Origin of the sequence: Chitinophaga vietnamensis (genome assembly GCF_902167635.1) — a bacterium.
GTDB lineage: Bacteria > Bacteroidota > Bacteroidia > Chitinophagales > Chitinophagaceae > Chitinophaga > Chitinophaga vietnamensis.
In genome coordinates this window covers 1064493-1079421 of record NZ_CABHMS010000001.1, presented here as the reverse complement: position 1 = coordinate 1079421, position 14929 = coordinate 1064493, and the positions used below count along the sequence as shown (strand labels likewise).

Sequence of the window (14929 nt, the reverse complement as noted above, 5' to 3'; positions counted from 1 at the left end):
CTGATAGAGTCAATTTTTACATGGAAAACGAAGCATTACTGGAAAAATTCAGGGAACTGGCGGATGAGAAAAACTACCGCGAGTTAACCGTATACCTGGATGACCAGCTGATCACAGATATCGCTGAGCTGATCCACGAAGTCCCGGACGAGGCAGATGTTATCATCAACAATCTGTCGATAAGCCGGGCTGCGGCGGCTTTCCGTATCCTCGACTTCCCGCTGCAGGAAGATATGATCAGGTTGTTATCCCCCTCCAAGATTGCAGAGCTGATGAACGAACTGCCGGCGGATGACCGTACGGCTTTCCTGGAGGAGCTTCCCAGCGAAGCGGTGAAAGAGCTGATCAAGCTGCTCGATCCGGAAGAACGACGCATTACCTTGTCGCTGCTCGGTTACAAGGAAAACAGCGTGGGCCGTATCATGACGCCGGACTACATCGCCGTGCGGGAAGAATGGTCTGTACGCCAGGTGCTGGACTATATCCGCGAGCATGGCCGCGACAGTGAAACCATCGACGTGATCTATGTGATCGATCAGCACGGCCACCTGCTGGACGACTTCCGTATCCGTGAATTCCTGCTGGTATCGGCCGATACCGTGGTACATACCCTGATGGATGACCGCTTCGTATCGCTCCATGTAAATGATGACCAGGAAGAAGCGATACAGGTGTTCCGGATGGAAAATCGTGTAGCCTTGCCCGTTGTAGACGACCAGGGCGTACTGCTCGGTATCGTTACTATCGACGATATGTTGTGGATCGCCAATGAAGAACATACTGAAGATATCCAGAAGATCGGTGGTACCGAGGCTTTGGACGAGCCTTACCTCGATATGCCCCTGCTCAAACTGATCAAGAAAAGAGTAGGCTGGCTGGTAGTGCTGTTCATCGGCGAGATGCTAACGGCAACGGCTATGGGATTTTTTGAAGACGAGATCGCGAAAGCCGTAGTGCTGGCCCTGTTCGTGCCATTGATCATTTCCAGTGGCGGTAACAGCGGCTCACAGGCCTCCACGCTGATCATCCAGGCCATGGCCCTGGGCGAGATCAGCCTCGGCGACTGGTGGCGCGTTATGCGCCGCGAGATCATCTCCGGCCTGCTGCTCGGCAGTGTGCTGGGAACGATCGGTTTTATACGTATCCTGCTCTGGAATTCTTTCTTCCATACTTATGGAGAACATACTGTCTTAATCGGCACCACCGTTGGCTTCTCGCTGATCGGTGTAGTATTATGGGGCACCCTCTCCGGCTCCATGCTGCCGCTCGTACTGAAAAAGCTGGGCGCCGACCCGGCCACTTCTTCTGCCCCCTTCGTAGCCACCCTCGTGGATGTAACCGGATTGCTGATCTACTTCTCCGTAGCCTATACCATGATGAAAGGCATCCTTTTGTGATGTAGGGATTTAGGAATTTACGGATTTACGGATTTATAAATTTATAAATCCGTAAATCCGTAAATCCGTAAATTCCTAAATTCTTAAATCCGTAAATCAAAAAATCCCTACATCACAAAATTCTCAGTTGGCGTAGGCTTACGCTGTCGCGGTATTTGCGGATGATGAACAGGCGGTCGTATTCGGTGGCGCCGATAGAATCCACTGGCGGCCGGGCCCGCAGGCTGCGCATGATAGGAATCAGCGTGTTGGAATGTCCTACCACCAATAATCTTTTGCCCCAGTCTTGATGACGGGAGATCTCATAAATAAGCGATTCGCCAGTAGTATCCGCCATGTAGTAGCAGGTATCAATATGTTTGTATAAACGAAGGCTGTCGGCCGTTTGCAGGCTGCGTTTGAAGCGGGTGATATAAATCTTGTTCAGGCCGGAGTCTTTGAGCATATGATACAAAGCGCCAGCGCGGGCATGGCCTTCCTTTGTGAGGTCGGAGTCTTCCCCGGGATGCTGTTCTGCATGCCGCACCAGGTAAATGGTACCGGTAAGGAAGGTGGTATCCTCTGTAAGCGGCACTGGCACACGTTCCGGCGCTTTCGGCTTACAGGCCGCCAGGATCATGAGGGAAAATATGATAAATGAACAACGCATAATATAAAGTTAAGGCATAGCAGGCAAGTGAGCGCCCATCCAATTTTTGAAGCGGTTAAAGATTAAAACCGTTACATTTATCGCCTAACAAATTAATCAACCGCTATGAGAAAATGGTTTATACCTGCCATTATTTTTTTATCAGCCAATCAACTCTATGCCCAGCAAACAGGCCCGCTGACCGTGGAAAAGATCATGCGGGATCCGAAGTGGATAGGTACCTCTCCAGATAATATTTTCTGGGGGACAGATAACCAGACCGTCTACTTCAGCTGGAACCCCGACAAAAACCTGGCCGATTCCCTGTACCATGCCAGCATCAGGAACAACACGCCACAGAAAGCAGCTGCGGCCGACAGGACGCTGATCAGCGCAAGATCGCGCGGACAGTACAATACCGACCACAGTTTGCTCACCTATGCCTACCGCAACGATATTTATTTGTTAGATGTAAAGACGGGCAAAGAAACCCGCATCACCAATACCACGGCGGCAGAGAGTAGCCCGGTATTCAGTTTCGGCGGCAAGCAGGTAGTATTCCATCAAGGCAACGACCTCTTTGCCTGGAACCGCGCCGACGGCAGCATTACCCAGCTCACCAACTTTGAAGCCGGCAGCAAACCGCCCGCCGAGAAAGAAGAAAAAGATAAAGGCAACGACCAGGAGAAATACCTGAAAGCCCAGCAACTAGAACTATTGCAGATCGTACGCGACAGGAAAGCCAAAGCCGATGCCGCCAAAGCCTTCAACAAGGCCTATGAGCCCAAAACCTTGCGGCCCCTGTATCTCGACAATAATAACCTCAACGATGTAACGATCAGTCCTGACGGCCGTTTCATCGTTTGGCGCACCTACCACGCACCCAAAGATGCCAAAAGCACCATCGTACCTGATTATGTGACGGCCAGCGGTTTCACTACGGATATCCATAGCCGTGAGAAAGTAGGCGCACCACAGGGCAGCTTCAGCACTTTTGTGTACGACCGCGAAAAAGATACCGTACTGCCAGTAGCCACCAATACGCTTCCCGGCATCAAGGATCAGCCTGACTACGTAAAGGACTATACGAAAAAAGATACCCCTGCAGTAAGGGAAGTGATCATCAATGGCCCTTACTGGTCCGAGCAGGGTACGCACGCTATAGTGGATATCCGTTCGCAGGACAACAAAGACCGCTGGATCGCGCTGCTGGATGGCGCTACCGGCAAGCTCACCACGCTAAACCGCCAGCGCGACGAGGCCTGGATCGCCGGTCCCGGCATCGGCTGGAGCATGGGCGGCGCCAACCTCGGCTGGATCGATGAAAACACCTGCTGGTACCAATCAGAAGCCAGCGGCTATTCTCATCTCTATACCACCACCATATCCGGCAATACCAAACAGCTCACCAGCGGTAATTACGAGGTACAGGATGCACAGCTCTCCCGCGATAAAAAATATTTCTATATCTCCACCAATGAAGTGCATCCCGGCGAAAAGCAATATTATCGTATAGCCGTGACCGGTGGCAAGGCAGAGCGGATCACCACCATGGAGGGCGCCAACGAAGTGACCATCTCCCCGGACGACAAATGGATCGCCTTCCGTTATTCTTATTCCAACAAACCCTGGGAGCTATACGTGCAACAGAACATACCGGGTTCCAAAGCGATACAAATCACCCACCAGGCCACCAGCGAGGAATTCCGCAGCTATCCATGGCGCGATCCGCAGGTGATCACTTTCAATGCGCGCGACAACCAGCCGGTATATGCCCGCGTGTATACCCCCGACCCCGCGAAGAAGAACGGCGCTGCCGTGATATTCGTACACGGCGCCGGCTACCTGCAGAATGCGCACAAATGGTGGAGCAACTATTTCAGGGAATATATGTTCCACAACCTGCTGGCCGATAAAGGCTATACCGTGATGGATATCGACTACCGCGGCAGTGCGGGCTATGGCCGCAACTGGCGTACGGGCATCTATCGCTATATGGGCGGCAAAGACCTCGACGATGAAGTAGATGCAGCAAAATATCTGGCAGAGAAATTGGGAGTAGATGCCAAACGTATCGGGATCTATGGCGGCAGCTACGGCGGCTTTATGACGCTGATGGCCATGTTCACCAAACCCGGCGCCTTCGCGGCCGGAGCGGCCTTACGCTCCGTCACCGACTGGGCGCATTACAATCATGGTTATACCAGCAATATCCTGAATGAACCATTTACCGACAGTATTGCTTATATTCGCTCTTCTCCGATCTATTTTGCGGAGGGCCTGAAAGGCAGGTTGCTGATGTGTCATGGAATGGTGGATACCAATGTGCATTTCGAGGATATCGTGCGCTTGTCGCAACGCCTCATTGAACTGGGCAAAAACAACTGGGAACTGGCCGTATTCCCCGTAGAGGATCACGGTTTCACCACCCCCAGCAGCTGGACCGACGAATATAAACGGATATTGAAACTGTTTGATGAAACATTAAAATAATTTACGGATTTTTTGATTTACGGATTTTTTGATTGGTGGAAAGGGAAATATTATAAAAAGCAGAATATTGCCGTTTCCACAAATTCGAAAATTCGTCAATCAAAAAATTCCTAAATATCAAAAGGGAATACAGTGAATAATGAAGCGGATGTTAACAAATGTTGATATCTGTTTACAGGTTCACTGTATTCCCTTTTTCATTTTTACTTTACAGATAGTAGACACGCGATAAATACAGAACTATTTTACCATTATCTGATACCATTTTAACCATATTTGCGATATTGCATTGAATAAAACCTCACCAAAAATCAAAACGTATGTGTGGAATTGTTGCTTATATCGGGCAGCGCGAAGCCTATCCGGTAGTATTGAAAGGCCTTAAAAGACTGGAATACCGTGGTTACGACAGTGCTGGCGTAGCCATCATCAACAACGGGTTGCAGGTATACAAGAAAAAAGACAAAGTAGCCGCCCTGGAAGAATATGCTGCCGGCAAGGATATGCGCAGTCATGTGGCCATCGGACATACCCGCTGGGCCACTCACGGCGAACCCTGCGACCGTAATGCCCACCCCCATGTATCCGGCAATGGCAAGCTGGCCATGGTACATAATGGCATCATCGAGAACTATGTGCAGCTCAAACAGGAACTGATCAACAAAGGACACGTATTCCAAAGCGATACCGACACCGAAGTACTGCTGCATTTCATCGAAGAGATCAAAAACAGCAACCAGTGCCCGCTGGAAGAAGCCTTGCGCATCGCGCTGAAACGCGTAGTAGGCGCCTATGTGATCGTATTGCTCGATGAAGACAATCCCGATACCCTCATCGCTGCACGCAAGGGCAGTCCGCTCGTGATCGGCGTTGGCAAAGGAGAACACTTCCTCGCCTCCGATGCCTCTCCCATCATCGAATACACCAAAGAAGTAGTATATGTGAACGACTACGAGATTGCCATCATCAAAGCCGATGAGCTGATCCTCAAAAATATTTCCAACGAACGTCAAACGCCGTATATCCAGAAGCTGGATATGGAGCTGGCCGCCATCGAGAAGGGCGGTTACGACCACTTCATGCTCAAAGAAATTTTTGAGCAACCGCAAACAATTTTCGACAGCCTGCGCGGCAGGCTCGATGCGAAGAAAGGCACGCTCACACTGGGCGGTATCCGCGAGCATATGGACCTCCTGAAGAATGCCAACCGCATCATCATGGTGGCCTGTGGCACCTCCTGGCATGCCGGTCTGGTAGCGGAATACATGATAGAAGAATTGTGCCGCATCCCGGTAGAAGTGGAATACGCCTCCGAGTTCCGCTACCGTAACCCGGTAGTAGGTAAAGGCGACGTGATCATCGCGGTATCACAATCCGGCGAAACAGCCGATACGCTCGTAGCCATGGAAAGCGCTAAAGAAAAAGGCGCTATCATCCTCGGCGTTTGTAACGTAGTGGGATCGTCTATTGCAAGGCTTTCTCACGGTGGCGCCTATACGCATGCAGGCCCCGAGATCGGAGTGGCCAGCACCAAGGCTTTCACAGCGCAACTGGCCGTACTGGCGCTCATCGGCCTGAAAGTAGCCATGGAAAAAGGCAGCATCACCACGCAACGTTTCCAGCACCTGCTCGATGAACTGGAACAGATACCCGACAAAGTAGCCACCGCACTGAAACTGAACGACCAGATAAAACAGATCGCCGGAAAATATAAAGATGCCCGCGATTTTCTGTATCTCGGCCGTGGCTATAACTTCCCCGTAGCGCTGGAAGGCGCGCTCAAACTCAAAGAGATCTCTTATATCCACGCAGAAGGCTACCCCGCCGCTGAAATGAAACATGGCCCCATCGCACTGGTAGACGAGCACCTGCCCGTAGTGATCGTAGCCACCAAAGACAGCTTCTACGAAAAGATCGTTTCCAACATACAGGAGATCAAAGCCCGCAAAGGCAAAGTGATAGCGGTTGTTACCGAAGGCGATCAAACCATCCCGCCCATGGCAGATGATGTCATCTTCGTACCCGCAGCAGATGAACTCGTAGCACCGATCATCTCCGTTATTCCTTTGCAATTGCTCGCGTATCACATCGGCGTATCAAAAGGCTTTGATGTGGACAAACCAAGAAACCTGGCGAAGAGCGTAACTGTTGAATAAGTTTTTGAATCCTGAACTACGCGATGTTAAATTTTTATGCTGCCTGCAGGCAGCATAAAAATTTAACATCGCGTAGTTCCCAAATGTGGCCAATTCCATGAACAACATCCGCAAAATGCCCCTCAGCGAACTGGGGTACCGTTTTATTGAAACTACACTGCCTAAAGGAAAAGATGAGTACTACCTCCGCAATGAACAATGGCAGCGCCAGGATCAGTACCGGCAACTGACCGCCTCGGAAATTGAAGCACTGGTACGCAACGACAACACCTCTGATAACTGGAATAATATCTTTGTCTCGCACGAATTTAATCCGCAACTGGTGCAACACTGCCACTTCTTCGGCATGGTACGCATCGGTAAACTGGAACCTTATTATCTCGAATTTCATAATCTCCGCCTGCCTGTAGGCCTCTATAACAGCACCATCTGCGCCTGCGATTTCGGCGACAACGTAGTAGTGCACAATGCCAACTATCTCTCCCACTACATCCTCGGTAATGAAGTGATAGTTGCCAATGTCAACGAAATGGCCACCACCGATTACGCCAAATTCGGGAATGGCATCATCAAAGAAGGCGAATCAGAAAACGGCCGCATATGGATGGAGCTGTGCAATGAAAACGGCGGCAGGAGCGTAATGCCCTTCGATGGCATGCTCCCCGGCGACGCCTACCTCTGGACCCGCTACCGCGATGATGCCCAACTACAACAACAGTTTAAAGTATTCACCGAAAAACAATTCGATAAACGCCGCGGCTACTATGGCATGGTAGGCGACCGTACCGTGATCAAGAACTGCAAGATCATCAAGGATGTCACCATCGGCAGTGATGCCTACCTCAAAGGCGCCAACAAACTCAAGAACCTCACCATCAATTCCAGCGCGGAAGCCGCCTCTCAGATCGGCGAAGGCTGCGAACTGGTAAATGGTATCATCGGCTACGGCTGCCGCGTATTCTACGGCGTAAAGGCCGTACGCTTTGTGATGGCTTCCCACTCACAACTGAAATACGGCGCAAGGCTCATTAACTCCTATCTCGGCAACAATGCCACCATCTCCTGCTGCGAAGTGCTTAACTCATTGATATTTCCGGCACATGAGCAACACCATAACAACTCTTTCCTCTGTGCAGCGCTCATCATGGGACAGAGCAATATGGCGGCAGGCGCTACTGTAGGCTCCAATCACAACTCACGCGGCGCCGACGGCGAAATCATTGCGGGGCGCGGCTTCTGGCCCGGCCTCTGTGTGAGTCTCAAACACAATTCACAGTTTGCCTGCTTCACACTGATATCGAAAGGGAACTATATGTCGGAACTCAACATCAACATCCCTTTCAGTCTCATCGTCAATGATGAACACAGCAACACCCTGCGCATCATGCCCGGCTACTGGTTCATGCACAACATGTACGCCATCGCCCGCAACTCCTGGAAGTATGTAGACCGCGACAAACGCAATGATAAAACACAACTGATAGAATACGATTACCTCGCACCGGATTCCGTAGAAGAGATGTTCCACGCGCTGGCCATCATGGAAACCGCCACCGCCAAGGCCTGGTACGCCCTGCCGGAGAACGCATCCAAAAAGATACTAACGGAAAAGGACCTACGAAAAAAAGGTAAGGAGCTCTTACTGCAACAACCGGAGGTAGTAGCGCAGCTCACCATCCTCGGCGAAGGCATGGAGAACAGCAGCCGCAAAGCGCAGCTGCTGAAGGTACACAAAGCCTATCCTATCTTCCGTGAACTGATCGTTTTATATGGTATCAAAAATATCATGGCGGCCAACAAGCCTTCTTTCCTGGCTCTGCAAGCTGCGCTGAAAGGCGCCAAACGTGAGCCCTGGCTCAATATCGGCGGACAGCTCATGAAAGCGGAAACAGTTGATACGCTGAAAACAAAGATCAAAAAGAACCGCATTTCCAGCTGGCCACAGTTGCATGAAGCCTACCGCGAAGCAGGCAACGAATATGCGGCCGATAAACTTCAGCACGCAGTGGCCAGCCTGCTCGAGATCAAAGAAGTGCCGCTGAAAAACTTCACGCCCGCCGACCTCGCACAGTGGCTGCAAGACAGCATCCAGACAATGGAATGGATCACCGCCGGCATCCATCATTCCAGGGAAAAGGATTACAAAAATCCCTTCCGCAAAATGACGTATAGCAGCGACAAAGAAATGAATACCGTATTGGGCAGCCTGGAAGATAACAGCTTCATTAACCAGACAATGAACGATCTTGCAGATTATAAAACCCGTGTACGCAAAATCATTAACGAATGGGAACTGTAGAAAAAGTCCGCTGTGGCTGGGGCACTAAAGACCAGCTCTATATGGACTACCACGATCATGAATGGGGTATTCCCAATCACGACGATCAGCATCTTTTTGAAATGCTCTGCCTGGAAGGCGCGCAGGCGGGCCTCAGCTGGCACACCGTACTGGTGAAAAGAGAAAATTACCGCAAAGCCTTCGATCACTGGGATGCTAAAAAGATCGCGAAATACGATGAACAGAAGATCGAAAAGCTGATGGAAAATCCGGGCATCATCCGCAACCGTCTCAAGATAAATGCGGTAGTATCCAATGCCAAAGCCTTTCTTGCCGTACAAAAAGAATTTGGCAGCTTCGATAAATACATTTGGTCATTTGTGCAACACAAACCCATCGTCAACCATTTCAAATCCCTGAAAGAGGTGCCCGCCAAAACACCCATCTCCGACGCCATGAGCAAAGACCTGCTCAAACGCGGATTCAAATTCGTTGGCTCCACCATCTGCTACGCTTATATGCAGGCCACCGGCATGGTGAATGACCACATAACCAGCTGCTGGCGAAGGTTGTCTTAGCTCAGGATTAAAGGATTGAAAGGATTACCAGGATTTTTTTACAGGATTTTAAAGGATTCGCGAAGATCAAGTTGATATGATCTTCGCGAATCCTTTAAAATCCTGTAAAAAAATCCTGGTAATCCTTTCAATCCTTTAATCCTGAGCTAAGACAACCTACTCGATGAGGATTTCGCTCAAAGCAGGGTTTTTGACCAGCGTTTTATCCGTCAATGTGTTCAGGAAAAAGTAGAGCTGCCGTTTTTCCATATCAGATAGCGGGATGCCGTTCTTCACGAGGGGATCGGTGCTGGTGGTGACTTTTACGCCGTGGTCGTAGAAGTCGAATACCTGGAAGATATCGAAGTAGCGGCCATCGTGCATATAGGGAGAGCTGACGATGATATTGCGTAAGGAAGGCACTTTGAATTTGATGTAATCAGCTGTGTTCTGGGTGATGCGCATGCGGCCTACATCATTGAGACCAGGGATGTAAGGCAGGCCATTGCTGCGGTAGCTGAGATCGGTGAACAGCGGCTCTTTGTGGCAGGCCGCACACTTTTGTTGATAGATGGCATAGCCGGCCGCTTCTTCTGCATCGAAGTGTACGCCGGGCTCTTTACGCATTACGCTATCATATTTGGAATTGAAGGATACCATGGTGGCCACAAACTGTGTGATAGCCCGAAACATGCGCTGGCTGGTGATTTCCTCCGTGCCGAAAGCATCCTTGAACCGCTTCCGGTATTTGGGATCGGCCTGCATTTTGGCAAGCAGCTCTTTCAGGTCTACCCCCATTTCGTTAGGATCGGTGAGCGGCGTAAGTGGCTGTATCTCGAGATTGTTGACACCCCCATCCCACATAAATTCTTTCTGCCAGATCATGTTGAAGATTACAGGTACCGAGCGGTTACCCTGGCGGCCTCCCACCCCATGACTCAAACTATGATCAAAATGACCGAATGCGGCAAACTGCTGGTGACAGAAGCCGCAGGATACGGTACTGTCGCGCGAGAGGCGGAAATCATAGAACAGGTAACGCCCCAGGGCGATGCCTTGTTTGGTCAGCGGATTCTGGGAAAAATTATAGACTGGCGGCGGAAATCCTGCCGGCAGCTGTAAAGTATAGGGTTCTGGCGCGGTGCTGCCGCTTCCGCCATTGCCTTCTTTTTTACAGGCATGTACGAAAATCAGTAAGAGGCATAATGCCCCGGCCATATACCATGCTTTATGACGCATAGGGTTTAATTAGTGATCGCTTTTACACTGAACATCTGTTGATAGTTGGCCGATATCTGCACTGCATCGGGCCCGGGAGCCATGATCACTGCGGCATTTTTGAAACTAACGGTAAAGGGCGTATGAAACCATTTGCCGGCGTCGGCCTGTATATTCACTTTCGGTTGTTTGCCGGTAGCCACGATTACCGGCTGGGGAAAGGCCAGGGCGGCTGTCCGTAGCGCATTGTAAGGACCTTTGAACCCGCCGATGTGGAACAGGAATTCATGCGTGGGGGAATTGATCACGGGAGAATTGCCCTCCATCTGCGCCATAATATAACCGCTGTTCCAGCTCCAGAACAGTCCGTTCTCGGGCGCCAGGGCGCCTGTTTGCGCGCCGCTCATATTATGCAGGCTATCCACCCCGATCAGGAAACGGATGCCATTGTAGGTGCCAATGGGCACGCTGTCCAGCGTAACGAGCCTGGAAGAGTCGTTCGCGTCATCCACGATGAAATAAGCCAGTGGCAAGGTAGTTACGCTATCGTTGCCGGAAAGCAACTGGAAGTTGCTGATATAATAACGGAAACGTTTTACGGTGAAGGCTTCGCCGGCAGTATTCGTATATACGGTATCGTTACGCCGGAGGGGCAGGTTGCCCATGGTATTGGTGAAAGATAATTGCAGTGGGGCCACCTCTTGCGGAGGCGTCACCTGCGAGGTGGTTTCCTTTTTCGAACAGGCCGCCAAAGCCGCCAGCATACTGCAAATCAACAAGACACGGAAGCCGGGAAAAGTAAAAATCCGCAAAATCATGGTGTCCCCTTTTGTTGCAGGAAGATACGATGATTTTGCGGATAAAGTATTAAATTAACAAGTACGCTTTAGCTGTTTGCAGCATCCAGCTTGTATCCCCTGGAGCCGAACCATACCACCACGGCAAAGCAGATCAGCGGTATGATATAGGCCATTTGAATATTGGAAGCATCAGAAATCAACCCCATCAGCGGTGGGCAGATAGCGCCGCCAACAATGGACATTACAAGCAAGGAAGAACCTATCTTGGTGTCGCCGCCAAGCCCCCGCAATCCGAGTGAAAAGATCGTCGGAAACATGATCGACATAAAGAAAGGCACTGCCAGTATCGCGCCAATGGCCACATAGCCTTTGGTGCTCATGGCTATCAAGATCAGGCATACATTAATGATCCCGTAAATGGTAAGCAATATCTGGGGCTTAACTTTACTCATGAGGAAAGTACCAAAGAAACGGCCTATCATAAAGCCTAGTCCGGCTACCCACCCCAGGAGATTTGCTGCTTCCTTTTCAGGAATACCCGCAGAAAATTTAGCAAAGCGGATGAAGAATGCGTTCACGCCTATCTGCGCACCTACGTAAAAGAATTGTGTTACAACAGCAGCAATGAGATGTTTATGCTTGAAAATGCTACCGCCAGAAGGCGTAGTATCTGCTTCCGGGTCCTTCACTTCCTGGACATCCGGCATCCTGGTTACCATAAACAATATCGCCACCAGTAATACAAACAGGCCAATGATCATATAAGGCATCTTCACAGTAGCGGCTTCACCAGTAAGGTATTGATGGAGCTGATCTGGAGACATAGCAGCTAATTCTGCTTTGCTATGTTCTGTTCCTGAAAGAATAAATTGCGCACCGAGAACGGGGCCTATAACGGCGCCAACACCGTTAAAAGACTGTGCGAGGTTCAAGCGCATGGTAGCAGTTTCAGGACTGCCCAGCACTGTTACATAAGGATTCGCAGCGGTTTCCAGAAATGTGAGACCAGTAGCGATTATGAACAACGCTCCAAGAAATGCCAGGTATTGACCGCTGTTTGCAGCTGGAATAAATAATAAGGCCCCGGCTGCATACAACAGCAAACCGAAGATGATGCCTGCCTTGTAACCGAATTTACGCATGACGGCGCCTGCCGGCAGTGCCATCAGGAAATAAGCCGCAAATACGGAAGAATCAATGAAGGAAGATTGCAGATCGGTGAGCTGACAAGCTTTCTTCAAGTGTGGAATCAACACAGGGCTCAGATTATGGATGAGCGCCCATAAAAAGAATAAACTGGTTACCAGTATAAACGGAAACAGGTAACTGCCCTGCTTCGAGCCTGTATTGGCATTGCTGGTATAGGTGGAATTACTGACTGCGCCTCCGGCCATAACGAAGAGTTTGTGGTCTGGTGATTGAAATGGTATCAGTTGTTGTGGATTGCTGACTAGCTGATGGATCTGTCGAGGTGGGTATAACCTCCGTCAACGTACAATATCTGTCCGGTTGTATGTGAAGACCGCGGCGAGAGCGCAAATACTGTAGTATTGGCGATTTCCTCCGAAGTGGTCATTCTTTTTTCAAATGGAATTTTTGCGGTGATAGCGGCCAGTTTCTCTTTCGGATTAGGTAAAGAGTTGATCCAGGTTTCATACAATGGCGTCCACACTTCTGCGGGTATCACGGTGTTTACGCGGATGGAATGCGGCAGCAGTTCCACTGCCCATTCGCGGGTGAGCGCATTGATAGCGCCTTTGGAAGCCGCATAGCCGGAGGTGTTGCCCTGCCCGGTGGTGGCCACTTTGGAGCCGATATTCACAATACTGCCTTTGCTGGCTTTCAGGTGAGGCAGCGCATAATGTGCGAGGTTGTAATAGTGAGAAAGATTGTTTTGCAGGGATTGCATAAACTTTTCCGGGCTGCCGCTTTCCAGTCCTACGCCATCGTTGGCGCCGGCATTGTTCACAAGACCGTCAATCTTTCCATAAGCAGCGATGGTAGCATCAATAACTTTTTTACAGTCTTCCACCTTTCCCAGTTCCGCTGTCACCGCCAGGGCTTTGCCGCCGGCAGCGATGATATCGCCGGCAGTTTTTTCATTATCGGCGGCATTCCTGCCTGCAATAACAACGGTACCGCCTTCTGCGGCCACCAGCCTGGAAATGGCTTCACCAATACCTTTGGCGCCGCCGGTAACAATAATCACTTTATCCTGTAATCCTAAATCCATGAAGTTCGATTGTTATAGATGATAGAATGAGATGGCATTGCCACCCATTATTTTATTTTTTTCTGAGGGAGATAATTTGTTGATATAATCCGTGACGAGCGCTTTCACTTCGTGGTATTCCGCTGCCAGCAGGCATACGGGCCAGTCGGACCCAAACATCAGCCGGTCGGGGCCGAAGGCTTCCAGGGCCACATCCAGGAAAGGCTCGAAATGCGCCGCCTCCCATTGCTGCCAGTCGGCCTCAGTTACCAGGCCGCTCAGCTTGCAATACACATTGGGAGATTGCGCTATCTTCCTGATATGCTGCGCCCATGCCGTGATATCGCCCGTTTTGAAATAGGGCTTCGCCAGGTGATCCACTACGAGGCGCAGCCCGGGGAACTTCTTCACAAAATGTTCTACCGCTCCTAACTGTTTCGGATATACGAGAATATCATATGTGAAATCATACTGCGACAAGGCCAGTACGCCTCTGCAAAAATCTTCCCGCAACAAAAAGTTGATATCCGGTTCTGCCTGTACGATATGACGGAAACCTTTCAGTTTGGGGAAAGTGGCATAATGCGCCAGCTGTTCCCGCAGGTTGGGAGCGCGGAGATCCGTCCAGCCCACCACGCCTTTGATGAAAGGGTATTGCTCCGCGAGGCCCAGCAGGAAAGCGGTTTCCTGTTCCGACTGATCGGCCTGTACGGCTACGCAGCCATCTACGCCATTGGCCTCCAGCACCGGTTGCAGGTGCTCCGGAAAGAAATCGTTCCGGATCACTTGCATGGAATCATCTATCCACGCATCGCGTACGGGATCAAATTTCCAGAAGTGCTGATGTGCGTCGATGATCATAAAGAAAATATTTTATCCATGAGTACCCACTTCTCCCCTGCTTTGGCCACGGGGATGGCTTGCTGGTATTTCCACATGAGCTGTTCCCATTCCTGTACTTTCGGGTTAGCCGCGTCCATAGCGCCTTTGCGCTCAAAGGAGAAACTGCTGTCCGTTTCCATGATCATGAACAGGCGGTTGCCGGCGCGCCATATTTCCATGGAAATGATGCCGCTGTCGGCGATGCTCTTTTTTATTTCGGGCCATACCTCGCGGTGATATGCTTCGTATTCGCTGATCAGCTGCGGATCATCTACGAGGTCGAGTGCCAGGCAATATCTTGTCATAAT

General features: G+C 50.4%; 12 protein-coding genes. 5 read left to right on the top strand and 7 right to left on the bottom strand.

Features of this window, described 5'->3' with window-relative positions:
• Positions 1 to 20: 20 nt before the first annotated feature.
• Positions 21 to 1397 carry a magnesium transporter gene (mgtE, locus tag FPG75_RS04435; RefSeq protein ID WP_143305337.1) on the top strand — a complete coding sequence of 459 codons (1377 nt, stop codon included), beginning with the start codon at positions 21 to 23 and terminating at the stop codon, positions 1395 to 1397.
• A gap of 112 nt (positions 1398 to 1509) precedes the next feature.
• On the opposite strand, the gene FPG75_RS04430 is transcribed toward mgtE, so the two are convergent.
• Positions 1510 to 2046 carry a histidine phosphatase family protein gene (locus tag FPG75_RS04430; RefSeq protein WP_143305336.1) on the bottom strand — a complete coding sequence of 179 codons (537 nt, stop codon included), beginning with the start codon at positions 2044 to 2046 and terminating at the stop codon, positions 1510 to 1512.
• Positions 2047 to 2151: 105 nt separating this feature from the next.
• Between FPG75_RS04430 and FPG75_RS04425 the strand changes: the two genes are divergently transcribed.
• The 4 genes from FPG75_RS04425 (at position 2152) to FPG75_RS04410 (ending at position 9530) form a co-directional block, all read left to right on the top strand.
• Entirely contained in the window at positions 2152 to 4518 is a 2367-nt protein-coding gene (locus FPG75_RS04425) for a S9 family peptidase (RefSeq protein ID WP_143305335.1), read from the top strand.
• A gap of 320 nt (positions 4519 to 4838) precedes the next feature.
• Positions 4839 to 6674, top strand: a complete 1836-nt coding sequence (gene glmS / locus FPG75_RS04420) for a glutamine--fructose-6-phosphate transaminase (isomerizing) (protein ID WP_143305334.1) — start codon at positions 4839 to 4841, stop codon at positions 6672 to 6674.
• 97 nt (positions 6675 to 6771) lie between these two features.
• On the top strand, positions 6772 to 8973 hold the full coding sequence (locus FPG75_RS04415; protein WP_143305333.1) for a DUF4954 family protein: 2202 nt from the start codon (positions 6772 to 6774) through the stop codon (positions 8971 to 8973).
• Positions 8961 to 9530, top strand: a complete 570-nt coding sequence (locus FPG75_RS04410; RefSeq protein ID WP_143305332.1) for a DNA-3-methyladenine glycosylase I — start codon at positions 8961 to 8963, stop codon at positions 9528 to 9530. The genes FPG75_RS04415 and FPG75_RS04410 overlap by 13 nt, the downstream gene beginning before the upstream one ends.
• Positions 9531 to 9686: 156 nt before the next feature.
• On the opposite strand, the gene FPG75_RS04405 is transcribed toward FPG75_RS04410, so the two are convergent.
• The 6 genes from FPG75_RS04405 to FPG75_RS04380 form a co-directional block, all read right to left on the bottom strand.
• Positions 9687 to 10748: a cytochrome-c peroxidase gene (locus FPG75_RS04405; RefSeq protein WP_236652722.1), complete on the bottom strand. Its 1062-nt coding sequence runs from the start codon at positions 10746 to 10748 to the stop codon at positions 9687 to 9689.
• A gap of 5 nt (positions 10749 to 10753) precedes the next feature.
• A complete protein-coding gene (locus FPG75_RS04400; protein WP_143305331.1) occupies positions 10754 to 11545 on the bottom strand; it encodes an MbnP family protein in 792 nt (263 codons plus the stop codon).
• 68 nt (positions 11546 to 11613) lie between these two features.
• On the bottom strand, positions 11614 to 12921 hold the full coding sequence (fucP, locus tag FPG75_RS04395) for an L-fucose:H+ symporter permease (RefSeq protein ID WP_143305330.1): 1308 nt from the start codon (positions 12919 to 12921) through the stop codon (positions 11614 to 11616).
• A gap of 56 nt (positions 12922 to 12977) precedes the next feature.
• A complete protein-coding gene (locus FPG75_RS04390; RefSeq protein WP_143305329.1) occupies positions 12978 to 13760 on the bottom strand; it encodes an L-fucose dehydrogenase in 783 nt (260 codons plus the stop codon).
• Positions 13761 to 13772: 12 nt separating this feature from the next.
• Positions 13773 to 14600, bottom strand: coding sequence for an amidohydrolase family protein (locus tag FPG75_RS04385; RefSeq protein WP_143305328.1), 828 nt, complete (start codon positions 14598 to 14600; stop codon positions 13773 to 13775).
• Positions 14597 to 14926, bottom strand: coding sequence for an L-rhamnose mutarotase (locus tag FPG75_RS04380; protein WP_143305327.1), 330 nt, complete (start codon positions 14924 to 14926; stop codon positions 14597 to 14599). Before FPG75_RS04380 ends, FPG75_RS04385 begins: the two co-directional genes overlap by 4 nt.
• Positions 14927 to 14929 lie beyond the last annotated feature (3 nt).

Bases quoted from the DNA above. Each gene is read 5' to 3' on its own strand.
- mgtE (WP_143305337.1), top strand. From the start codon at position 21: ATGGAAAACGAAGCATTACTGGAAAAATTCAGGGAACTGGCGGATGAG.
- FPG75_RS04430 (WP_143305336.1), bottom strand. From the start codon at position 2,046: ATGCGTTGTTCATTTATCATATTTTCCCTCATGATCCTGGCGGCCTGT.
- FPG75_RS04425 (WP_143305335.1), top strand. From the start codon at position 2,152: ATGAGAAAATGGTTTATACCTGCCATTATTTTTTTATCAGCCAATCAA.
- glmS (WP_143305334.1), top strand. From the start codon at position 4,839: ATGTGTGGAATTGTTGCTTATATCGGGCAGCGCGAAGCCTATCCGGTA.
- FPG75_RS04415 (WP_143305333.1), top strand. From the start codon at position 6,772: ATGAACAACATCCGCAAAATGCCCCTCAGCGAACTGGGGTACCGTTTT.
- FPG75_RS04410 (WP_143305332.1), top strand. From the start codon at position 8,961: ATGGGAACTGTAGAAAAAGTCCGCTGTGGCTGGGGCACTAAAGACCAG.
- FPG75_RS04405 (WP_236652722.1), bottom strand. From the start codon at position 10,748: ATGCGTCATAAAGCATGGTATATGGCCGGGGCATTATGCCTCTTACTG.
- FPG75_RS04400 (WP_143305331.1), bottom strand. From the start codon at position 11,545: ATGATTTTGCGGATTTTTACTTTTCCCGGCTTCCGTGTCTTGTTGATT.
- fucP (WP_143305330.1), bottom strand. From the start codon at position 12,921: ATGGCCGGAGGCGCAGTCAGTAATTCCACCTATACCAGCAATGCCAAT.
- FPG75_RS04390 (WP_143305329.1), bottom strand. From the start codon at position 13,760: ATGGATTTAGGATTACAGGATAAAGTGATTATTGTTACCGGCGGCGCC.
- FPG75_RS04385 (WP_143305328.1), bottom strand. From the start codon at position 14,600: ATGATCATCGACGCACATCAGCACTTCTGGAAATTTGATCCCGTACGC.
- FPG75_RS04380 (WP_143305327.1), bottom strand. From the start codon at position 14,926: ATGACAAGATATTGCCTGGCACTCGACCTCGTAGATGATCCGCAGCTG.